Below are 21,957 nucleotides of genomic sequence, written 5' to 3'. Positions count from 1 at the left end.
GCTCCCGGAATATGGGTTAGCCGAACAGTTTCCTTCCAAGCCGCGATGCGTAAATCTCCCCTATGATTCCTCTTCGGAAGAGGAGAACGCATGCCATGAAGATCAGGCCAGTAACGATCGTGACCGGGAAATCGGAGGTTGCGAGGTAGTTTTGCAATGCAACAACGAAAGCTGCGCCGATAATTGGTCCGATCAGCGTGCTGATGCCGCCCAGAAGGGTCATAAGGATCACTTCGCCCGACATCTGCCAGCCGACATCGGTGAGGGTTGCAAACTGGAAGACGAGCGCTTTCATGCCACCCGCCAGACCGGAAAGCGCCGCCGACATGACGAAGGCCGCCAGCTTGTAATGGTTGACCGAATAGCCGAGAGAAATGGCGCGGTTCTCGTTTTCGCGTACCGATTTCATAATCATGCCGAAGGGCGAATTGATAATCCGCCAGATGGCGAAAATGCCTAGAACGAACAGGGCGAGGATCAGATAATACATATTCATCGGCTGGTTGAGATCGATGAAGCCGAAGAGATAACCTCGCGGCACGCCCTGCAAGCCGTCTTCGCCGTGGGTGAAAGGTGCTTGCAGGCAGAAGAAAAAGAACATCTGTGCCAGCGCCAGCGTAATCATGGTCGAATAGATGCCCTGGCGGCGAATGGCGAGATAGCCAATGACGAGGCCGAGAACTCCCGCGGCCAGCACGCCCAGAATTATGCCGATTTCAGGCGGGACACCCCATTCCTTGACCGCATGGGCTGTGACATAAGCGGCACCGCCAAAGAAGGCTGCGTGGCCGAATGAGAGAATGCCGGTATAGCCAAGCAGCAGGTTGAAGGCTGAGGCGAAGAGCGCAAAGCACAGCATTTTCATCAGGAAGATCGGATAGACCGCGAAGGGTGCTGCGATCAGCCCGATCACGGCGATACCGAGGATGACTGCCGACAGGCTGTTAATTGCCGGTTTTTTTTCCTCATGTCTGGTGCCGGTGGTATTGAGTGCCGTATCAGCCATGTCAGGCCTCCTTCCCGAACAGTCCGGCGGGTCGAACCAGAAGGACGATGGCCATGATGACGAAGATGACGATACTGGAGGCTTCCGGGTAGAAAACCTTGGTCAGACCTTCGGCGAGACCCAGCAGATAGCCGGTGATGATGGCGCCCAGAATCGATCCCATACCGCCCACCACGACCACGGCGAAGACGACGATGATGATGTTGGATCCCATGAGAGGGCTGACCTGATAGATCGGGGCGGCCAGAATACCGGCAAAACCAGCGAGGGCCGCACCGAGTGCATAGGTGAAGGTTAAAAGCAGCGGCACATTGATGCCGAACGCCTTGACCAGCGTTGGGTTTTCGGTAGCTGCACGCAGATAGGCGCCCAGCTTGGTCTTTTCGATGAGCAGCCAGGTGCCAATGCAGACGATCAGTGACGCGACGACCACCCAGCCGCGATAATTGGGTAGGAACATGAAACCGAGATTATGACCGCCCGCCAGCGAAGAGGGTACCGCATAGGGTTGGCCTGCGGCCCCATAATAATAGCGGAACGTACCTTCGATCACCAGCGCGAGACCGAAGGTGAACAGCAGGCCATAGAGTGGATCGAGATTGTAAAGCCTTGCGAGCGTGAGGCGCTCGATAATGGCGCTGCCCAGCCCGACGACAATCGGCGCGAGAATGAGCGCGGGCCAATAGCCGATGTTGAACCAGCTCAAAAGCAGATAGCCAACAAATGCGCCCAGCATATATTGCGCGCCATGGGCAAAATTGATGATGCGCAAAAGGCCAAAAATGATCGCAAGGCCAAGGCTCAATATTGCATAGAACGAGCCATTGATGAGACCGACAAGCAATTGCCCGAGCAGGGCCTGTACGGGAATGCCAAAGATCATCGTCATATCAAACCCCCAGCGCCTGGTTGAGCGCCGCCATGCGGACCGACAATTCTTCGGTTGGGAAACTCTCAGTCACCACGCCATGGTCCATGAGATAGAAGCGGTCGGCGACCTTCGCGGCAAAACGAAAGTTCTGCTCGACCAGAAGAACGGTCATGCCGCGCTTTTTAAGTTCCACCAGCACATCGCCGATCCTCTGGATGATGACGGGAGCAAGTCCTTCTGTCGGCTCGTCCAGCAGCAGCACCTTGACTCCGGTGCGCAGAACCCGCGCAATGGCGAGCATCTGTTGTTCACCGCCCGAAAGCTTTGTGCCGGGGCTGTTGCGCCGTTCATAAAGGTTGGGGAACAGGTCGTAAATTTCATCGAGCGTCATGCCTCCCTTTGAAACGACGGGCGGCAGGAGGAGGTTTTCATGCACGTTGAGCGTCGCGAATATCCCGCGTTCTTCCGGTACGAAGCCAAGCCCTGCATGGGCAATACGATGCAGGGGCAGATGTAGAATGTCGTGTCCGCCCAGCGTGATGGAGCCGCTGCGCTTGCGGATGATGCCTATGATGGCGCGCAGGGTCGTGGTCTTGCCCACGCCATTACGCCCGACGAGCGTGATTGTTTCTCCCGGCCAGATATCGAGATCAACACCATGCAGAGCGTGGCTTTCGCCATACCAGGCATTGAGCCCGCGCACCGATAGGAGTGGTTGGCCTTTATTCATGTTCAGTTCCCATATAGGCGATGCGCACGCGCTCATCCTGCGAGACGGTTGCATAATCGCCCGAGGCGAGAATCTCGCCGCGTTGCAGCACCGTGACGTGATGAGCGATATCGGCCACCACTTTGAGATTATGTTCCACCATCAGCACTGCGCGGTTGCGTGCCACATCGGAAATGAGCATGGCGATGGTGCGTACATCCTCGCTGCCCATGCCAGCCATGGGTTCATCCAGCAGCAGTACCTTGGGATCAAGCGCCAGCGTGGTGGCGATCTCCAGCGCGCGTTTACGGCCATAGGAAAGATCGGCGGCCTGCATATGGCGGGCATCGGCGAGGCCCACTCGCTCCAGAAGCTCAACGGCTTTCACATCCAGCCGGTCAAGCGCCGAAAGCGAGCGCCAGAACTGTGTGGCCAGGTCGTTCGTTCGTTGCAGCGCGATCTTGACGTTTTCGAGCACCGTCAGATGCGGGAAGGTGGCCGAGATCTGAAACGAACGGACAAGGCCCATCCGCGCCACTCTGGCCGGGTCGATTCTGGTAATGTTTTCGCCCAGAAACGTGATTTCCCCGCTGGTGGGTTGCAGGAATTTGGTGAGCAGATTGAAGACAGTCGTCTTTCCAGCCCCGTTTGGCCCGATCAGTGCATGGACCTGCGCGTGTTCAACATCCAGATCGACATTCTTGACAGCATCGAAGCCGCCAAAAGATTTGCCAAGTCCGCGCGCCGAAAGAACCACCTGTGCAGGTGGAGGAGCGGTGTGCGGCCCTGCTTCATGCAGAGCCGCCTTATGTGCTATTGCCGCGTTCATACGTCCGGCCTTATTGGCTGACCAGCGGGCAACCGCTTTCTTCAGGCTTGATATATGCGTCATCGCCGGAGATGGTCGCCAGAACCTTGTAATAATCCCACGGTGCCTTGCTCTCGTCGGGCTTCTTGACTTCCATCAGGTAGAGGTCCGTAATCATGCGCCCATTGGGGGTGACTTTGCCGGAGCGCGCGAAGACGTCTTCGACCGGCATTTCATGCATCTTCTTTGCAACGGCTTCGGTTTCATCCGTGCCTGCTTCCTTGATGGCCTTCAAATATTGCGTGACGGCGGAATAGGTGCCGGCCTGAATCATATTGGGCATACGACCGGTGCGATCAAAAAAGCGTTTGGCGAATTCGCGCGATTGATCGTCACGGTCCCAATAAAAGGATTCGGTCAGGGTCAGGCCCTGCGCTGCCTGAAGGCCCAGCCCGTGCACTTCAGAGAGGGTGAAGAGAAGGGCTGCCAGACGCTGGCCTCCGGCGACAATGCCGAATTCCGCAGCCTGCTTGATGGCGTTCGACGTGTCGAGACCGGCATTGGCGAGGCCCACGACTTTGGCGCCGGAAGCCTGTGCCTGCAACAGGAATGAAGAATAGTCGGTCGTCCCCAGCGGGTGGCGCACTGCGCCGAGAACCTTGCCGCCCTTGGATTCGACGAATTTCGATGTCTGTTCTTCGAGCGAATAGCCGAAGGCATAATCGGCGGTGAGGAAGAACCAGCTGTCGCCGCCCTGTTCGACCATCGCGCCTCCCGTACCGACCGCCAGAGCATGGGTGTCATAGGCCCAGTGGAAGCCGTAAGGCGTACATTGCTTGCCGGTCAGTTCGGTCGTTGCCGCGCCGGTATTGATGGTGATCTTTTTCTTGTCCTTGGATAGTGCCTGCACTGCGAGACCGACCGAAGACGTGGTCAATTCCATGATCGAATCGACCTGTTCGGTATCGTACCACTGCCGCGCAATATTGGACGCGACATCGGGCTTATTCTGATGATCTGCGGTGATGATCTCAATCGGCGCATCAAGCACCGTTCCGCCGAAATCCTCAGCGGCCATTTTTGCGGCCTCATAGGACCACTTACCGCCAAAATCAGCATAGACTCCCGACTGGTCGTTCAGAATGCCGATCTTGACCTTGCCATCCGAAATTTCTGCTGCTGACGATATGGCGGTTGCCGCAAAAAGTGCTGCCGTTGCAAGTGCGAGACATTTCATAAATTTTCCTCCCGGTAATTTTTTATCGCTGACACGTAAAACGTGCAGCGCCTTCCTGTGAAATTCAGTCTCCGCCTGACGCCCGGGACTTCCTCCTGCCGAGCATTTCAGAAGAAGCGTAGCATTGACAAATGCGTACAAGAATAACAATTTTTGAACACAGTCTGTGCGGAAATGTACAGGTTTACGGAGGAGGAAAAGAAAACCGTGCGGCAATTTACCTGGGACGACCTGCAATATTTTCTGGCGGTTGCGCGGACGGGCCAGCTTTCGAGTGCTGCCCGGCAATTGCGAACCAGCCATGTAACCGTGCTGCGCCGCATTGACCGGCTGGAGCAGGCGCTGGCGACGAAGCTCTTCGAGCGTAATCCGCGCGGTTATCTTCTGACCCCGATGGGAGAGCGGCTTGTGGGGCCTGCGGAAGTCATGGAACGGGAAGCCATGAAGTTCCGAACCGAGGCCACTGGCAATCTCTTGGCCCTTTCCGGGGTCGTGCGGTTATCGACGCTTGAAGGATTCGGCAATTTTTTTCTGGGCGAACGCCTGCCACTGCTGGCGCAGACCTATCCCGGCCTGTCCGTGGAAGTGGTGACGATCCAGCAGATTATGTCACTGTCAAAGCGCGAGGCGGAGTTGTCCATTACGTTGCATATGCCGCGAACGGGGCCATATCATAGTGAGAAGATCACGCCCTACCGACTTTTCATTTATGGGCATTGCGATTATCTCGCGCGCCATCCGCCCATCCGCTCGCGCGAGGACATGCTGGGACACCCGTTCATCGGCTATATCGACGACATGGTGTTTACGCCGGGCCTCGATTATATGCGCGAAATCCTGCCTGGACAGCGTTGTAACTATCAAAGCTCCAGCATTCATGCACAGTTGCATGCAACATTGGCGGGCTATGGCCTTTGCGTCCTGCCCTATTTCATTGCAGGCAAATATCCCGATCTCGTACCGGTTCTGCCTACAGAATTGCACCTTCTGCGCGAGTACTGGATGAGCTGCCATGTGGACGTCATGGCTGCGCCGCGCATAAGGGTAATCAGTGATTTCATGATACAGGCGGTGCGAGATTCTTCTTCGGCGTTTCTCGCGGAAGAGCTTTTGTAGTCCTTTGTCCTGCGCTTAGTACATATGACCGTAATAGGCGAATACGCAGCTTGTGGCCAATGCCAAAAAGCCGAAGCCGATTATCCATAAATTAAGAGATCTCAAGCCGTTTCCCCCGCTATAATTGGCGGGTGTTATCTTCGACTTGCAGTGGAATGTCTACCCTAAATTGTCTTGCCGGAAGAAATACACCCGGACACAGAAAAGAAATTTCTTCCTATTCTATTGTTTTAAATTATTTTTTCCCTTTCGCTTCTGCATGACGTTTATCTTCGATGAGAGTTGTAGAGAATGTAAACCCCGGTTTTTGCCGGGGTTTACATATCAGCGCTGCTTTGCAAGCCCTTGTTCGCGCATCTGGCTCAAGGTCATTTTGGGTGAAAGCGCTTCGGGGTCGATGCAGATTTCGATGAGGCCGGGCTTGCCGGATTTTTCGCAACGCTCAAAGGCGCTCGCGAAATCGGCAGTTTTTTCCACCGTTTCGCCATGGAGGCCATAGGCGCGCGCAAGGGCGGCGAAATCCGGGTTTGCAAGGCCGGTGCCGGAAACGCGGCCCGGATAGGTTCGCTCCTGATGCATGCGGATCGTGCCATACATGCCGTTATTGACCACGATGAAAATGGCGTTCGCGCCATATTGCGCAGCAGTCGCAAGTTCCTGGCCGTTCATGAGGAAGCAGCCATCGCCGGCAAAGGCCACGACCGCACGTTCAGGCGCGGTCAGTTTTGCCGCGACCGCCGCCGGTACGCCATAACCCATGGAGCCATTGGTCGGGGCCAATTGGCTGCGATAGGTGCGATATTGATAGAAGCGGTGCGGCCATGCGGAATAGTTGCCCGCGCCATTGGTGATGATGGCGTCGGCAGGCAGATGCGCGCGCAACCATTCCATGATCTCGCCCATCTGGACTGCACCGGGAATGGCGGACGTCTGCATATTGTCGCGATAATCGGCATTGGCGCTTTCGGCCCAATCCTTCCAGCGGGGGCTGGTGATCGGCGCAAGCGGCGCCGCAGCCTTGGCGAAGGCGGGCATACTGGCATTGATGGGGATATCGGCATGATAAACGCGCCCCAGTTCTTCTGCGCCGGAATGGATATGGACAAGCTTCTGTTTGGGAACCGGAATATCGATCAGTTCATAGCCTTGCGTGGTCATTTCGCCCAGACGCGCACCGACGACGACAAGTAGGTCGGCGTCTTTAACGCGGCCAGCCAGTTTCGGGCTGATCGATGTGCCCATCTCGCCGGCATACAGTGGATGGGCATTGTCGAAAATATCCTGACAGCGGAAGGAGGCTGCGACCGGAAGCGACATGTTTTCTGCAAATTTTTGCAGATCGCGGGCTGCATCCGCTGTCCAGCCGCCGCCGCCGACAATCATCAGCGGGCGCTCGGCTTGTTCGACGAGGACTTTCATCTGCTGCAACTGGTCTGCGCCCGGATGCATCTCGACCTGCTTATAGGCGGGGGCATCGCTGACTGTAGAGTGATCGGTGAGCATGTCTTCAGGCAGGGCAATCACCACAGGACCGGGACGGCCATTGACGGCGCGGTGGAATGCCTGGCTGACCAGTTCGGGGATGCGTGCGACGTCATCGATCTGCACCACCCATTTGGCCATCTGGCCATACATGCGGCGATAGTCGACTTCCTGAAAAGCTTCACGCTCGACCTGATCGCTGGCGACCTGGCCGATGAAGAGCAGCATCGGCGTGGAATCTTGAAAGGCGGTATGAACGCCGACCGAAGCATTGGTCGCGCCGGGCCCGCGCGTGACGAAGCAGATACCGGGCTTTCCGGTCAGTTTGCCATAAGCGTCGGCCATATAGGCAGCGCCGCCTTCCTGACGGCAGACAATGAGGTCGATCTCATCGCTTACGTCGTGAAAAGCATCGAGTGCGGCGAGATAGCTCTCGCCGGGTACGCAAAAAACGCGATCCACGCCATGGATGCGCAGCGCATCCACCAATATCTGGCCTCCGGTGCGCATATTGCCGTTTCTTGTCATCTTGTGCATTCCTGTTTTCAATCCCCCTGACGGCAGCGCCGCCGCTTCAAGCTGGTTTATTCCCCGTCACAGCGCTTCGAGCGCTACTGCGGTGGCTTCGCCGCCGCCGATACAGATGGAAGCCATGCCGCGTTTGAGGCCGTTCTGTTGCATGGCATGAAGCAGCGTGGTGACGATGCGTGTGCCGGAGCAGCCGATCGGATGGCCAACCGCGCAAGCTCCGCCGTGAATGTTGACCTTATCGGCCGGCAGATCAAGTTCGCGCATCGCGGCCATGACGACCACGGCAAAAGCTTCATTGATTTCAAAAAGGTCGATATCGCTCGCAGCCCATCCCGTTTTCTCGAAAAGCTTGGTCATGGCGGCAACCGGGGCGGTGGTGAACCATGCGGGCTGTTGCGCGTGGCTTGAATGACCGCGGATGATTGCAAGCGGCTCGGCACCAATCTTTTCAGCGGTGGAAAGCCGCATCAGCGTGATTGCCGCAGCTCCATCGGAAATGGAAGAGGAATTGGCTGCCGTAACTGTACCACTCTCGCGGAAGGCAGGCTTGAGCAAGGGGATTTTTTCGGGCTTGGCGCGGGTCGGCTGTTCGTCGCGGTCGAGATCGCCGATAGGGATCATTTCGTTGCGGAACCGGCCTTGCTCGGTGGCCTTGAGCGCGCGCGAAAGGGAGCGTAATGCAAATTCATCCTGCTGCTCGCGGGCGAACTGATAGTGCTGCGCGGTTTCTTCCGCGAAAGTTCCCATGGCGCGGCCCTTGTCATAGGCGTCTTCGAGGCCGTCAAGGAACATATGATCGTAAATCTGCCCATGTCCGGCCCGATAGCCGCCGCGCGCCTTATCGAGGAGGTAAGGGGCATTGGTCATACTTTCCATGCCGCCCGCAACCACGATATTCGCGCTTCCGGCAGCAATGAGATCAGTTCCGAACATGATAGTTTTCATACCGGAACCGCAGACCTTGTTCACCGTGGAGCAGGGAGTATCGATCGGAAGGCCCGCATGAATCGCGGCCTGTCGGGCGGGGGCCTGGCCAAGTCCTGCGGGCAACACGCAGCCCATGATGACTTCATCGATCTGGTCGGGGGTGAGTTTTGCCCGCGCGACCGCGTGCCTGATGGCAACCGCGCCGAGCGCCGTTGCGGCTTCGGATTTGAGTGCGCCCTGAAAACTGCCGATCGGCGTGCGGACCGCGCTGGCGATCACAACGGGATCTTTTGTTTCCGTCATGTGTTTACTCCTCCGGTAAAACATACCGATAACAGCATAGCGGACAGAATGAATACAGCTTAAACATGATGAACAAAGCTAATGAACTCATGTCGTGGGGGTATGGAGAGAGAAATGAGCGACAAGAAAACCGGCAATAGGCTGATAGGCATTGGCGGCTGGGCCTATGAGCCGTGGGACAAGAGCTTTTATCCTGAAAAACTCTCCAAGAAGCGGCAGCTCGAATATGCATCCGGCAAGCTGGCCTCCATTGAGGTCAACAGCACCTATTACGGGCCGCAAAAGCCGCAGACTTTTGCGCGATGGCGCGACGAGACACCAGACGGTTTTGTCTTTTCGCTCAAGGCACCGCGCTTTTCGACAAATCGCCGCGTGCTTGCGGAAGCGGGTGAGGGAATCGAGCGTTTCATGACCGGCGGGCTGATGGAGTTGAAGGACAAGCTCGGTGTCATCAACTGGCAGTTCATGGCGACAAAGAAATTTGATCCTGACGATTTTGAAGCTTTTCTCAAGCTTTTGCCCAAAAGCATTGAGGGACGTGCAGTCCGCCATGCGGTGGAGGTGCGCCATGAAAGTTTCGGCTCACCCGAGTTCATTGCGCTGCTACGCGAACATGAAGTGGCAATGGTTATTGCGGGTGATAGTAAATTTCCGCAATTTGCCGACATGACGGCGTCCTTTGCCTATCTGCGCATCATGGGCACAAAGGAAAGCGAACCGCTCGGCTATAGTGACAAGCAACTGGATCAATGGGCCGGATGTGTCAGGTCTATTAGTGCAGGAGATGCGCCGGAAGGGTTGAAGACGGTAACGCCGCCCGTTTCGGATAATGTTGCGCGCGATGTCTATCTTTATGTCATCAGCGGCTATAAGGCGCATAACCCGCACGCGGCGATGGCCTTGATCGATCGGCTGAAATAATGCCTCGTGGCGACTGATTAATGTCAACTGAGTCGCCCGGGTCTGTAATGAGCCAATCTGATCTTTCCGCCGTTGAAGCTTTTGTCCGCACCATTCCGCAGCAATATAAGGGACCGGGCGGCGCGGTAGCAGTGGTGAAGGATGGCGAAGTGGTCCTGCGTCATGCATGGGGCTATGCCGATCTGGCGGCGCGCACGCCGATGACGGCGCAGACGCGAATGCCGATCTGTTCAATCAGCAAGCAGTTCACCTGCGCGGTCCTGCTGGATGCTATCGGTGCGCCGGAGGAACTGGATGATGCGCTGGCGGCTTATCTGGACAGATTTGTCGATGAACTCCCGAGTGTGCGTGACCTTTGCAACAATCAGTCTGGCCTTCGAGATTACTGGGCGCTGACGGTTCTGTGCGGCGCCGATCCGCAAGGCGTGTTCTTGCCGGAAGAGGCGCAAAGCCTGCTGCGGCGCTTGCAAACCACGCATTTTGCCCCCGGAACGCATTACTCCTACTCCAATGGCAATTTCCGTATTCTGGCTGATCTGATCGAGCAGCATACGGGCCGGTCGCTGGTTGAGCTTCTATCCGAGCGTATTTTTGCGCCTGCGGAGATGAAAACAGCGGAACTGATCCCCGACACTGCGCTGTTTACCGAATGCACCGGCTATGAAGGCGATACGCTGCGCGGCTTTCTGCCCGCCATAAACCGGATTCATTGGGCGGGGGATGCCGGTATTTGCGCTTCACTCGATGACATGATCGCCTGGGAGTGGTTTATCGATGCCACGCGCGATGAGGAGAATGGGATTTACCGGCGATTGAGCGGCCCACAAACTTTTCGGGACGGTATGCCCGCGTCCTATGGCTTCGGCCTGAAATTCGAGCAGGCTGGCGACGCCCGGCTGACCGGTCATGGCGGGGCGCTGCGCGGCTGGCGCTGCCAGCGCTGGCATTGCGCGGACGAACGCATATCGACCATCGCCATGTTCAATTTTGAAGGCGGAGCCTCCGATGCTGCGCTGAAAATGATGAAGATCGCTCTTGGGACAAAGTGCGATGAAGTGCATCGGGCCGAGGCCGATGCGGGCTGGTTCGGCTCGTGGCTGGATGAGAAAACCGGGCTGGTTTTGACACTGGACGATGCCGGACGGGGACAAATCAGGGCGCGGTTCGGCACCAGTCCTGAAACTCTGGATGTGACTGGCAAGGACATGGCTGGTTCGGAACTCACCCGAATCAGACGCAAGGGCGATCTGATTTACCTGGAGCGCGAAAGCGAGAACCTGAAACTCGACATGAAGCGCCTTGCTGGTGATGTGCGGCAGGATATTGCAGGGCGCTATCATTGCAGCGAGCTTGAGACCGATCTCCTTCTGGTAGCGCAGGGGGGAGCATTCTACGGAGCGTTTGAAGGTTTTTTAGGCAAAAGCGATATGCATCCGCTTTACAGCGCCGGTCCGGATGTCTGGCTGCTGCCGGTTCAGCGTTCGATGGACGCACCCTCTCCCGGCGAATGGAAGCTTGTATTCCATCGCAACGAGGCTGGCGAAATTACAGGATTGAAGCTAGGTTGCTGGCTTGCACGCAATATGGATTATGTAAAAATCGCTTGAATTGACTGGTTTTGGGCGATCTTATGCGCGTGGCGCGTGGCGCGTGGCGCTTTTAGGAGGTTTGATGTTACGTCTGGTACAGTTTCGCGATGAGAGCGGTGAAGCGCGTGTGGCCGCGTGTGGGGACGATGGCGTTGCCCATGTCGTAAAGAATGCTGCGACAACTTATGAGCTGGCTATGGCCGCGATCACCGCCGGCATCAGCCTCGCCGAACAGGTAGCACGCAACGGCAAGGGCGAAACTGTCGATCTGGATGCAGCGATTGCCTCTGGCCGTGTCGGCCTGCCTGTCACCCATGGCGATCCGGCCCATATGATCGTCGCCGGTACGGGGCTGACCCATCTGGGTTCCGCTGATGGCCGCGACAAGATGCACAAGGCGGCACAGGCTGCTGAAAAGCCGACTGATTCCATGCGCATGTTCCTGATGGGGGTTGAGGGCGGCAAGCCCAAGCCCGGCGAAACCGGCGTGCAGCCGGAATGGTTCTACAAGGGCGATGGCTCGGCGCTGGTCGCAACGGGCGAAGAATTTCTCTCGCCGTCATTTGCGGAGGATGGCGGCGAGGAGCCGGAACTGGCCGGCATCTATCTGATCGGCCCTGACGGGACGCCTTTCCGGCTGGGTTTCTGCCTTGCCAACGAGTTTTCCGACCATGTGACGGAAAAGCAGAATTATCTCTGGCTGGCCCATTCCAAACTGCGGCAGGCATCGCTTGGGGCGGAGCTTTATGTCGGTGAACTGCCTGAACATGTGGAAGGTGTCTCGCGCATCCGCCGCGGTGACGAGGTGATTTTTGAGAAGCCGTTCCTTTCGGGCGAGGCAAACATGTCGCACACCATCGCCAATCTGGAACACCATCATTTCAAATACGAACTCTTCCGCCGTCCGGGCGATATTCATGTCCATTTCTTCGGGACGGCGACACTGTCCTTCTCCGAAGGGGTGAAGACCGGGCCAGGCGACCAGTTCGAGATTTCCGCAAACCCGTTCCATTATCCGCTTATCAACCGGCTCGGACAGGCGGCAGAGGAAAAGATCGTCATACGCGCATTGTAATGGCAACAATCAGGCACCGGGGCCATCATATGGCGGTCCCTTACCCAACAGGACGCTGATATGAACAAGCCCGTTTCTCCAAAACTGCCAAAACTGCGCTCGCGCGCATGGTTCGATAATCCGGATAATGTCGATATGACTGCGCTCTATCTGGAGCGCTATATGAATTACGGTCTCAGCCAGGAAGAGCTGCAATCAGGCCGTCCGATCATTGGCATTGCGCAAACGGGTTCAGATCTTTCGCCCTGTAACCGTCATCATCTGGAACTGGCCAAACGGGTGCGCGAAGGCGTGCGCGAGGCAGGCGGCATCGTTATCGAATTTCCGGTCCATCCCATTCAGGAAACCGGCAAGCGGCCGACCGCCGGGCTTGACCGCAATCTTGCCTATCTGGGCCTCGTGGAAGTGCTTTATGGCTATCCGCTTGATGGCGTCGTGCTTACCATCGGCTGTGACAAGACTACGCCCGCCTGCCTGATGGCAGCCGCTACGGTCAATATTCCAGCCATCGCGCTTTCGGTCGGGCCGATGCTCAATGGCTGGTTCCGGGGCGAGCGCACAGGGTCAGGCACCATCGTCTGGAAAGCGCGCGAGCTGCTTGCCAAGGGCGAGATCGATTATCAGGGCTTCGTCAAGCTGGTCGCTTCTTCAGCCCCCTCTACCGGCTATTGCAATACGATGGGCACGGCTACGACCATGAATTCGCTGGCCGAAGCGCTGGGCATGCAACTGCCGGGGTCGGCGGCGATTCCGGCTCCGTATCGCGACCGTCAGGAAATAGCTTATCTTACCGGACGCCGCATTGTCGAAATGGTGCATGAAGATCTGAAGCCTTCCGATATTCTAACCAAAGAAGCCTTCATCAATGCGGTTAGGGTCAATTCCGCCATTGGCGGCTCGACCAATGCGCCGATCCATCTCAATGCGCTGGCGCGGCATGTGGGTGTCGAACTGACAGTTGATGACTGGCAGAAATATGGCGAGGAAATTCCGCTTCTCGTCAATCTTCAGCCGGCGGGCGAGTATCTTGGCGAGGATTATTATCATGCGGGCGGCGTGCCTGCGGTGGTCAATCAATTGATGGGGCAGGGCCTCATCAACGAAGATGCCATCACCGTCAACGGCAAGACGATCGGCGAAAACTGCAAGGCGGCGACCATCGAAGATCATAACGTCATCAAGACTTATGACCAGCCCTTGAAGAAACATGCCGGTTTCCGTGTTTTGCGCGGCAATCTTTTCTCCTCGGCGATCATGAAACTCAGTGTCATTTCGCAAGAGTTTCGCGAGCGCTATCTTTCCGATGTGAAAGACCCCGATGCCTTTGAGGGCAAGGCAGTGGTGTTCGACGGACCGGAAGACTATCATGAGCGCATCGACGATCCGACGCTTGAGATCGACGAGCACACGGTGCTTTTCATGCGTGGCGCGGGTCCGATCGGCTATCCGGGGGCAGCGGAAGTCGTCAATATGCGCGCGCCGGACTATCTTCTGAAAAGGGGTATCACGTCGCTGCCCTGCATCGGCGATGGCCGCCAGTCCGGCACGTCCGGTTCGCCCTCCATCCTCAACGCTTCGCCCGAAGCCGCTGCGGGAGGCGGTCTGGCACTGCTTAAAACCGGCGACCGGGTACGGATCGATATTGGTCGCGGCACGGCGGATATTCTGATTTCGGACGAGGAACTGGCCGCACGCCGCATGGAGCTGGAAGCTGCTGGTGGCTTTAAATATCCTGAAAGCCAGACGCCGTGGCAGGAAATCCAGCGTGCCGTGGTTGGCCAGATGGAGACCGGCGCGGTGCTGGAAAATGCGGTTAAATATCAGGATATTGCGCATCTTCGCGGGTTGCCGCGCGACAATCACTAAACAAAATTCGCGGCACCGCTGTCGTTTCAGATGGCGGTGCGTCGCGCATAATCGAGATAGATTTCGCCTAGCCGCTTCGCTACCAGACCGGGCTTTCCGTCATTCACCGGCTTGCCGTCGATCTGCGTTACGGGCGTGACAAAAGAACTGGCGCTGGTGAGGAACGCTTCCTTGGCCGCATAAGCCTCATCAAGCGTAAAAGCGCGCTCTTCCAGCTTTATGCCGGTTTCGGTAATGAGTTGCAGCAGGGAATGACGGGTGCAGCCGGGCAGGACCAGATTGCTGTTCGGGCGCGTGACGATCACATCATCTCGCGTGAGTATATAAGCCGTCGAGGATGCACCTTCGGTGACATAGCCGTCCTCGATCATCCAGGCTTCCTCGCAGCCGGCATTTTTGGCGATTTCCTTGGCCCGCGCCTGAGGCAGGAGGCAGACGGTCTTGATGTCGCGGCGCTTCCAGCGCAAATCGTCCAGCGAAAGCACACTTATGCCGGTTGTCATTTGCGGCTTGCCGACAAGATTTTTCGACTGAGTAAAGAGAATGATTGAAGGCCGTACGTCGTTCTGAGCGACGAAATCGCGGTCGCGCCCGTCGCCGCGTGTTACCTGAAGATAGATGAGACCTTCGGTCAGGTCATTGCGGCGGATCAACTCATGTTCGATGGTGACGAGTTCTTCTTCGCTCCAGGGGATGGAAATGCCGATTTCGCCAGTGGAGCGGCGCAGGCGCGCCATATGGGCGGGGCTGTCCACCAGCTTGCCGTCCAGAACGGCGGTAACTTCGTAAATTCCGTCGCCAAACAGAAAACCGCGGTCGAAGATGGAAATGCGTGCGTCGCGTGCGGCGATATATTCGCCATTCACATAGGTAATGCGGCTTTCGATATCATGAGAAGAAACGGACATGATGGGTTAATCCTGAAATGAAAGGCTGTGCAGACCATTACTGCCTCCATATGAGCGCAGCAATGGAAAGGAACAGTTAATTTCATCTGCCGTTTCAAATCCGGCCCACGATTCGCGAGCCGGAATGGCCATCAGGCTCAAGGTTTTACAGTCAGTTGGCCGGTCATGTCGGGATGGAAACGGCAGTAATAATTGACTGTCTGGGCGGAGTCGAGCACCTGCTTAGTGACCTTTTTTGCTGGCAGCAGAATGTCCCATCCTCCCTTCACGGTCGCACTGTGCTGCATGGGATCCTTATTGTTCCACTCGATCACATCACCCACATTTGCTTCGATATTCTGAGGGGAGAAGCTGAGATTTTCGATTGTAATCTGGATCGTTTTCGCTTCTGCCGGGGCGAGGCCGATCAATAGCCCGGCCAGTATTAGAAAAGACCGAATATTGCGCATCGAATTGCTCCTATTTCAAAGATGCGGCGATATGCTCGGCATGTTGCTGGTGGCTCTGAAACAGTTTCAGGCCGGTTTCGAGCAAGGTTTTCAATTCGGCATTGCTGGCGGAGGGAATGAGCGTCGTTTCAAGCGCTTCATTGACCTGCCTATGATAGGCGACCTCGTTGTCGACATAGGCCTTGTCGAATGCCGCGCCATCAAGCTTGCCCAGCTTTGTCAGTTCCTCGGACGCTGTTTTCGACAGGGTCTTGCTAGTGTCATTGTCTTCCGGCGTGACGTTGAGCTTTTTGAGAAGATCGAGCGCCTGCTGGTTGACGGCCTCATGGTCGCGCACCATGGTTTCGGCGAATTCGCGCACCGTCTTGTTCTTGGTTTTTTCAAGCGCCTGTTTGGCGGCCGTTACGTCAAGGGCGCCGGCCGTATAGGCGATATGCGCGATTGCCGGATCGTGCAGCTTTCCATCCTGGGCCTGTGCAAACGACAGGCTCGCGCAGAGGCAAATTGCTGCCAATGATATGATTGAACGCCTGGACATGAAACTCTCCCTTGATTGCTATCGGATGGCGGAAGCCGCTCCGGTTGTTTTCGCGTATCTTCCGACGCAAAGCGCTTCGCACTTTTGCTGGAATGCTTATTGGATGCGGGAGAGCAGAAAAGGTTCCGGTTCAGAGAGATATATTCAGGCGCTCAAAAACGGCGGCTATGATCCGCTCGCAGCGCTTGCCGGCAAAAGGAAAAGCATCGAGCAGCACGGGGCCGATTTTTTCATCGAGCTGCTTGCGTATGAGATAACGGGCGCGGTGAAGCCTGGTTTTCACGGTTTCGGGGCGCAGGGCGAGAAGTTCGGCGGTCTCGTCCACACTCAGCCCTTCTATGACGCGCGCGATGAAGACGAGGCGGAAAGTCTCCGGCAGATTGTCTGTGGCCCGCTCGATAAGCTGCAATATTTCTCGCTGGGCCAGCCTATGTTCCGGATTGTCGCTATTCATATTGACTGGAAACTGAATCACATTTGTTGAGAGGGCGTCGGATGCGGATTTGAGAAATTTTTGCGTTCGTTTGTTCTTTCGCAGCCGTCCGAGGGCCTCATTGATGGCAATGCGCGAAAGCCAGGTCGTCAGGCTGGATTGGCCGCGAAAACGCTCAAGGCTTCTGAAGGCCAGAAGATAGGTTTCCTGAACCACATCTTCTGCTTCGGCCTCATTGCCGACGATACCCCGCGCCAGACGATACAGCCTGCGATTATTGGTCTGCATGATTTTTCTCAGCGCCTGCGCGTCATGCATGATCGCGCAGCGGGCGAGAGCGATGTCGTCCTGAAAGAGAAGGGAAGCGGCTGGATCCGCCAGTTTAGCGCACATGACTTATATCCCTATGAAGCTTCCATGGCCTGTAATTTTCCATGGAGTGCATTGGATGTCTGCGAGATAAAAAGGTTCCCGAAAAAGGGAATTTTATCATAGCGCAACCACATCACATCCGGTAGGGCGGTCCATCTATGCCTTTATATAGATATAAAATTGCCGCCGCAGGGGAAGCGCGGCGGCAAGGTGAGCATGATCGGGTGGCGATCAGGCTACGCGTTTGAGAGCATCGCCAAGAATGGAAACGATCGTATCGATCTGCTCCTTTTCGATGATAAGCGGCGGCGACAGGGCGATGACATCGCCGGTGACGCGGATCAGAAGGCCCTTCTTGAAGCAGTCGACAAAGACGTCGTAGGCGCGCGCGCCCGGTGTGCCGTCACGCGATGAAAGCTCGATTGCGCCGACAAGGCCGAGGTTGCGAATATCGATGACGTTCGACATGCCCTTAAGCGAGTGCAATGCTTCCTGCCAATGATCCGCCAGCGCAGCTCCGCGGGTCAGAAGACCATCTTCGGCATAGATTTCAAGCGTTGCCAGCCCGGCGGCGCAAGCGACCGGATGGCCGGAATAGGTATAGCCATGGAACAGTTCAATGGCGTTTTCCGGTCCGGTCATCAGGCCATCATGCACCTTGCGGTTTGCAAAGACGGCGCCCATCGGGATCGCACCATTGGTCAGACCTTTGGCAGCGGTGATGAGATCGGGAACCACGCCGAAATAATCGACCGCGAATGGCGTGCCCAGACGGCCAAAACCGGTGATCACTTCATCGAAAATAAGCAGGATGCCGTGCTTGTCTGCGGTTGCACGCAGGCGCTCAAGATAGCCCTTGGGCGGCAGAATCACGCCAGCCGAACCCGACATCGGCTCGACGATGACCGCTGCGATTTTTTCCGCACCGTGAAGCTGGACGAGACGTTCGAGATCGTCGGCCAGTTCGATGCCGTGCGCGGGCAGGCCCTTGGAAAAGGCGTTGCGTTCAATATCGAGCGTATGGCGCAGATGGTCCGCAGGAATTTGCGGGAAGGCACGGCGGTTATTGACCAGACCGCCGACAGAAATGCCGCCGAAGCCAACGCCGTGATAGCCTTTTTCACGGCCTAGCACCATCGTGCGGGTGCCTTGTCCGATGGCGCGCTGATAGGCAATGGCGATTTTGAGCGCTGTATCGACCGATTCCGAACCAGAGTTGGTGAAAAATACGCGGTCAAGCTTTGCATCGGGACCGCCCGGCGCGATAGCCGCGAGCTTTTCGGCAAAGTCGAAGGCGACATTATGGCCCATTTGGAAGGTGGGTGCGAAATCCAGCGTCGAAATCTGGCGCTCGACCGCTTCCGTGATCCGCTTGTGGCCATGGCCGGCATTGCAGCACCAAAGACCTGCCGTGCCGTCAAGAACCTGATTGCCATCGACATCGGTGTAATACATGCCCGACGCGCTGGCGAGCATGCGCGGAGCGGCCTTGAATTGCCGATTGGCCGTAAACGGCATCCAGAAGTTTTCAAGGCTGGGCGCATTGGTTCTGGTAAGCATTTGTTCCTCCTGTTTCCAAGCAGGAGGGCACGCTTTCCGCAAAGCAACAAGTCCTTTTCTTCTCTATATTAACCCATTGAAATCATGTCGATGGTTCTTAAAAGTTATGCTATATCAAACATCATAAACAGCAGGGAGATGGCTCGATGAATGTCGACATAGGAGGGCGGCTTCGTTATGTCCGTTTGCGGCAGAATCTGTCACAGCGGGAGCTTGCCAAACGAGCGGGCGTCACCAACTCGACCATATCCTTGATCGAAGCCAATCAGTCCAATCCATCCGTGGGGGCATTAAAGCGTATTCTGGATGGGATTCCTATCGGTATGGCCGAGTTTTTCGCGCTCGAGCCCGATGCGCCGCACAAGGTATTCTATCAGGCGGAAGAGCTGGTGGAAATCGGAAAAGGGCCGATTTCCTACCGACAGGTGGGCGACCATCTGTTTGCGCGGGCGTTGCAAATTCTGAAAGAACGCTATGAACCCGGATCCGATACCGGCAAGGTGCTGCTCATGCATGAAGGTGAGGAGGGCGGCATCGTCATCGCGGGGCGTATCGAAGTGACTGTCGGCAGCGAGCGGCGCATTCTTGGGCCCGGAGACGCATATTATTTCTCAAGCAAGCTGCCGCATCGTTTCCGCTGTGTCGGGCCGGTGGCTTGCGAAGTCGTCAGCGCCTGCACGCCTCCGAGTTTCTAATATGAATAGTTATTCAATGACCTGAATCGCTTTGCTGCGAAAGCGATTCAGGTCCTGATTCTTTATAACATTATTCGTAACGCGAAATGCCCAGATCGTCGGCGCGAATATCGGGTGTATTACCTGATACGAGATCGGCCAGCAGCTTGCCGGAGCCGCAGGCCATGGTCCAGCCGAGCGTGCCGTGTCCGGCATTGATGTAAACATTGTCGTGGCGGGTCGCGCCGACGATTGGCGTGGAATCCGGCGTCATCGGGCGCAGGCCCGACCAGAAGGTTGCGGCCTTGAGATCGCCGCCGGGGAACAGATCGCTCACCGAAAGATCGAGCGTGGCGCGGCGCGCGGCGGGCAGATCCTTGGTGAAGCCGGACACTTCCGCCATGCCACCGACGCGGATGCGGTCGCCAAGCCGGGTGATTGCGATCTTGTAGCTTTCATCCATGACGGTCGAGACGGGCGCGCGCGCTTCATCGATAATCGGCGCGGTAAGCGAATAGCCCTTGACCGGATAAATCGGCGCATTGAGGCCGAGCGACTTCACCAAAGCAGGCGTGTAGCTGCCGAGCGCTATAACATAACGGTCAGAAGTGATTATGCCTTCCGATGTCTCGACGCCCGAAACCTTGCCGCCCGTCATGAGCAATGATTTTATATCGACGCCGAAGCGGAATTTCACGCCCAGACCTTCGGCGATTTTCGCAAGCGCATTGGTGAATTTGAAGCAGTCGCCGGTTTCGTCATTGGGCAGGCGCAGGCCACCCACGAATTTATCCCGGACGCGCGCAAGCGCAGGTTCCACCTTGATGCAGCCTTCGGGGTCGAGCACTTCAAAGGGCACGCCGTCCTGCCGCAGCACTTCGACGTCCTTGCCGATGCCATCAAGCTGGTATTGCTCACGGAAAAGCTGCAGCGTTCCCTGCGTACGCTGGTCATATTCGATGCCCGTATCCGCCCGCAGCGCAATCAGGCAATCGCGGCTATATTCGGAAATACGTACCATGCGGGACTTGTTGACCTTGTAGCGGCCTTCCGTGCAATTGGCGAGCATCTGCAAAAGCCATGCATATTGCTTGGGGTCCGTGGTCAGGCGCAGGACGAGCGGCGCATGTTTTTGAAACAGCCATTTGGCGGCTTTCAGCGGAATGCCGGGCGCTGCCCATGGCGAGGCATAACCGGGCGAAACCTGGCCGGCATTGGCAAAGCTGGTTTCAAGTCCGGGAGCTTCCTCGCGGTCGATGACAGTCACTTCATGGCCAAGCTTCGCCAGATAATATGCCGTCGTTACACCGATAACGCCGCTGCCCAATACGGTAATCTGCATTTTCGCCTCTGTTGTTACGATTGCCGGTCGGCGGTGCTTCTATCCACATAGATGCGAGCATAACGGTCGCCGAGCGCAGTCAGGATTTCGTAGGGTATGGTGTCGCAATCGCGGGCTACATCTTCAAGCCGCTGATGCGGCCCGATCAATTCCACGAGACTGCCGAGCTTTAGCGTATCTTCGGGCAGCGCCGTCACGTCGAGAGTGATCGAATCCATCGAAACGCGCCCGACGACAGGCAGGCGCGTATCGCCGAAAAATGCGCAGCCCTTATTGCTCAGCGAGCGGAACCAGCCATCGGCATAGCCCACCGCAATGGTGGCGATCCGCATGGGTCGGGGGGCGATAAAGGTGCCGCCATAACCGATGGCAGCGCCCTCATCAACATCGCGCACTTGAATGACGCGCGCTGAAAGAGTGAGCACGGGCCGGATCGGATTTTCGAAATCGTGCCTGGGGGCCGGGCCGACGCCGTATAGGGCGACGCCGGGCCGGGCGAGATCGAAATAGTAAGTCTTTTCAAGAAAGCAGCCGCCGGAATTGGAAAAAGCCACGGGAAGCTTTGGCAGACGGGCGAGCGCCGCCGTCAGCGTTGCAAGTTGCGCGGCATTGGCGGGATTTTCCGGCTCGTCGCCGCTGGCCAGATGGCTGATGACGAATTTAATGTCGATCCCGTCGAGCAGTGAGGGTTCATCGATGATCCGGTCCAGCTCCTTGGCTGAAAGGCCAAGACGGGCCATGCCGGTATCAATCTGCAACAGGGCAGGCAGCTTGCTGCCAATAGTTCTCGCCAGCCTGGCCCAGTTTTCGATCTGTTCAAGCGAATTGAGGACAGGCAGCAGGTTCTCGCGCGCGCAGGCAGCCTCGCTGCCGGGCTGAAGGCCGTTGAGCACGTAGATGGTCGCGTCAGGGTTGAGATGAGGCTTGAGTGCTATGGCTTCGCCCAGATGCGCGACGAAGAAATCGCGGCATCCCGCTTCATAGAAAGCAGGGGCGACGCGGCTGGCGCCAAGGCCATAAGCGTTCGCCTTCACTACGGCTGCGGCGCGCGTGGGGGCAATTCGCTGTGTTATGACAGAATAATTATGGCGCAGGGCGGCGAGGTCGATGGTCAATACGCCACCCGCTGCCAGATCGCGTTCGGTTTGGGAAAAATGTAGCGACATCTCAACCATTTCCACTGCATTAACCGGTTTCGTACGGTGGAACTGGAATTATGCTCCCTTTCCTCCCTCAATCA

At 56.8% G+C, this 21,957-nt stretch carries 20 protein-coding genes; 6 read left to right on the top strand and 14 right to left on the bottom strand.

Going from position 1 to position 21,957, the window contains the following annotated elements; genetic code table 11:
• Positions 1-16: 16 nt before the first annotated feature.
• From KUG47_RS11510 to KUG47_RS11490, 5 genes are read right to left on the bottom strand one after another with little or no spacing between them, the layout of a single operon-like run.
• Positions 17-1,006 carry a branched-chain amino acid ABC transporter permease gene (locus tag KUG47_RS11510; RefSeq protein WP_217678103.1) on the bottom strand — a complete coding sequence of 330 codons (990 nt, stop codon included), beginning with the start codon at positions 1,004-1,006 and terminating at the stop codon, positions 17-19.
• A gap of 1 nt (position 1,007) precedes the next feature.
• Positions 1,008-1,895 carry a branched-chain amino acid ABC transporter permease gene (locus tag KUG47_RS11505; protein WP_217678102.1) on the bottom strand — a complete coding sequence of 296 codons (888 nt, stop codon included), beginning with the start codon at positions 1,893-1,895 and terminating at the stop codon, positions 1,008-1,010.
• 1 nt (position 1,896) lies between these two features.
• A complete protein-coding gene (locus KUG47_RS11500) occupies positions 1,897-2,607 on the bottom strand; it encodes an ABC transporter ATP-binding protein (RefSeq protein ID WP_217678101.1) in 711 nt (236 codons plus the stop codon).
• Positions 2,600-3,415 (bottom strand): ABC transporter ATP-binding protein, encoded by an 816-nt coding sequence (locus tag KUG47_RS11495; RefSeq protein ID WP_217678100.1) that lies wholly within the window; start codon positions 3,413-3,415, stop codon positions 2,600-2,602. Before KUG47_RS11495 ends, KUG47_RS11500 begins: the two co-directional genes overlap by 8 nt.
• A gap of 10 nt (positions 3,416-3,425) precedes the next feature.
• Positions 3,426-4,631: an ABC transporter substrate-binding protein gene (locus KUG47_RS11490; protein WP_217678099.1), complete on the bottom strand. Its 1,206-nt coding sequence runs from the start codon at positions 4,629-4,631 to the stop codon at positions 3,426-3,428.
• Positions 4,632-4,838: 207 nt separating this feature from the next.
• On the opposite strand from KUG47_RS11490, the gene KUG47_RS11485 reads away from it, so the two are divergent.
• Positions 4,839-5,747: a LysR family transcriptional regulator gene (locus KUG47_RS11485; RefSeq protein ID WP_217678098.1), complete on the top strand. Its 909-nt coding sequence runs from the start codon at positions 4,839-4,841 to the stop codon at positions 5,745-5,747.
• 324 nt (positions 5,748-6,071) lie between these two features.
• Here KUG47_RS11485 and KUG47_RS11480 read toward each other — a convergent pair whose 3' ends face one another.
• Positions 6,072-7,757: a thiamine pyrophosphate-binding protein gene (locus KUG47_RS11480; RefSeq protein ID WP_217678097.1), complete on the bottom strand. Its 1,686-nt coding sequence runs from the start codon at positions 7,755-7,757 to the stop codon at positions 6,072-6,074.
• A gap of 66 nt (positions 7,758-7,823) precedes the next feature.
• Positions 7,824-8,990, bottom strand: coding sequence for an acetyl-CoA C-acyltransferase (locus KUG47_RS11475; protein ID WP_217678096.1), 1,167 nt, complete (start codon positions 8,988-8,990; stop codon positions 7,824-7,826).
• A gap of 114 nt (positions 8,991-9,104) precedes the next feature.
• On the opposite strand from KUG47_RS11475, the gene KUG47_RS11470 reads away from it, so the two are divergent.
• The 4 genes from KUG47_RS11470 (at position 9,105) to KUG47_RS11455 (ending at position 14,441) form a co-directional block, all read left to right on the top strand.
• Entirely contained in the window at positions 9,105-9,911 is an 807-nt protein-coding gene (locus KUG47_RS11470) for a DUF72 domain-containing protein (protein ID WP_217678095.1), read from the top strand.
• A 47-nt stretch (positions 9,912-9,958) separates the two neighbouring features.
• Positions 9,959-11,518 (top strand): D-aminopeptidase, encoded by a 1,560-nt coding sequence (locus tag KUG47_RS11465; RefSeq protein ID WP_217678094.1) that lies wholly within the window; start codon positions 9,959-9,961, stop codon positions 11,516-11,518.
• Between the two features lie 64 nt (positions 11,519-11,582).
• On the top strand, positions 11,583-12,575 hold the full coding sequence (araD1, locus tag KUG47_RS11460) for an AraD1 family protein (protein WP_217678093.1): 993 nt from the start codon (positions 11,583-11,585) through the stop codon (positions 12,573-12,575).
• Between the two features lie 60 nt (positions 12,576-12,635).
• A complete protein-coding gene (locus KUG47_RS11455; protein WP_217678092.1) occupies positions 12,636-14,441 on the top strand; it encodes an IlvD/Edd family dehydratase in 1,806 nt (601 codons plus the stop codon).
• Positions 14,442-14,467: 26 nt separating this feature from the next.
• Here the strand turns inward: KUG47_RS11455 and KUG47_RS11450 are convergent, their stop codons facing one another.
• The 5 genes from KUG47_RS11450 to aptA all read right to left on the bottom strand — a co-directional run bounded on the left by KUG47_RS11450 (position 14,468) and on the right by aptA (position 18,701).
• Positions 14,468-15,349, bottom strand: a complete 882-nt coding sequence (locus tag KUG47_RS11450; RefSeq protein ID WP_217678091.1) for a D-amino-acid transaminase — start codon at positions 15,347-15,349, stop codon at positions 14,468-14,470.
• 137 nt (positions 15,350-15,486) lie between these two features.
• The gene (locus KUG47_RS11445; RefSeq protein WP_217678090.1) at positions 15,487-15,798 is read right to left on the bottom strand and encodes a cupredoxin domain-containing protein; all 312 of its coding nucleotides are present in this window, start codon (positions 15,796-15,798) and stop codon (positions 15,487-15,489) included.
• A gap of 10 nt (positions 15,799-15,808) precedes the next feature.
• A complete protein-coding gene (locus KUG47_RS11440; protein ID WP_217678089.1) occupies positions 15,809-16,336 on the bottom strand; it encodes a DUF4142 domain-containing protein in 528 nt (175 codons plus the stop codon).
• 130 nt (positions 16,337-16,466) lie between these two features.
• Positions 16,467-17,162: an RNA polymerase sigma factor gene (locus KUG47_RS11435; RefSeq protein ID WP_217678088.1), complete on the bottom strand. Its 696-nt coding sequence runs from the start codon at positions 17,160-17,162 to the stop codon at positions 16,467-16,469.
• 210 nt (positions 17,163-17,372) lie between these two features.
• Positions 17,373-18,701 carry an omega-aminotransferase AptA gene (gene aptA, locus KUG47_RS11430; RefSeq protein WP_217678087.1) on the bottom strand — a complete coding sequence of 443 codons (1,329 nt, stop codon included), beginning with the start codon at positions 18,699-18,701 and terminating at the stop codon, positions 17,373-17,375.
• Positions 18,702-18,847: 146 nt separating this feature from the next.
• Here aptA and KUG47_RS11425 point away from each other — a divergent pair, with 146 nt between their 5' ends.
• Entirely contained in the window at positions 18,848-19,396 is a 549-nt protein-coding gene (locus KUG47_RS11425; protein WP_217678086.1) for a cupin domain-containing protein, read from the top strand.
• A 70-nt stretch (positions 19,397-19,466) separates the two neighbouring features.
• Here KUG47_RS11425 and KUG47_RS11420 read toward each other — a convergent pair whose 3' ends face one another.
• Both KUG47_RS11420 and alr read right to left on the bottom strand, forming a co-directional pair.
• Positions 19,467-20,717, bottom strand: a complete 1,251-nt coding sequence (locus KUG47_RS11420) for a D-amino acid dehydrogenase (RefSeq protein ID WP_217678085.1) — start codon at positions 20,715-20,717, stop codon at positions 19,467-19,469.
• A gap of 14 nt (positions 20,718-20,731) precedes the next feature.
• Entirely contained in the window at positions 20,732-21,892 is a 1,161-nt protein-coding gene (gene alr / locus KUG47_RS11415) for an alanine racemase (RefSeq protein ID WP_217678084.1), read from the bottom strand.
• Positions 21,893-21,957 lie beyond the last annotated feature (65 nt).

This window comes from Falsochrobactrum tianjinense, assembly GCF_019100495.1.
GTDB lineage: Bacteria > Pseudomonadota > Alphaproteobacteria > Rhizobiales > Rhizobiaceae > Brucella > Brucella tianjinense.
This window is presented reverse-complemented; position numbering and strand designations above follow the sequence as displayed.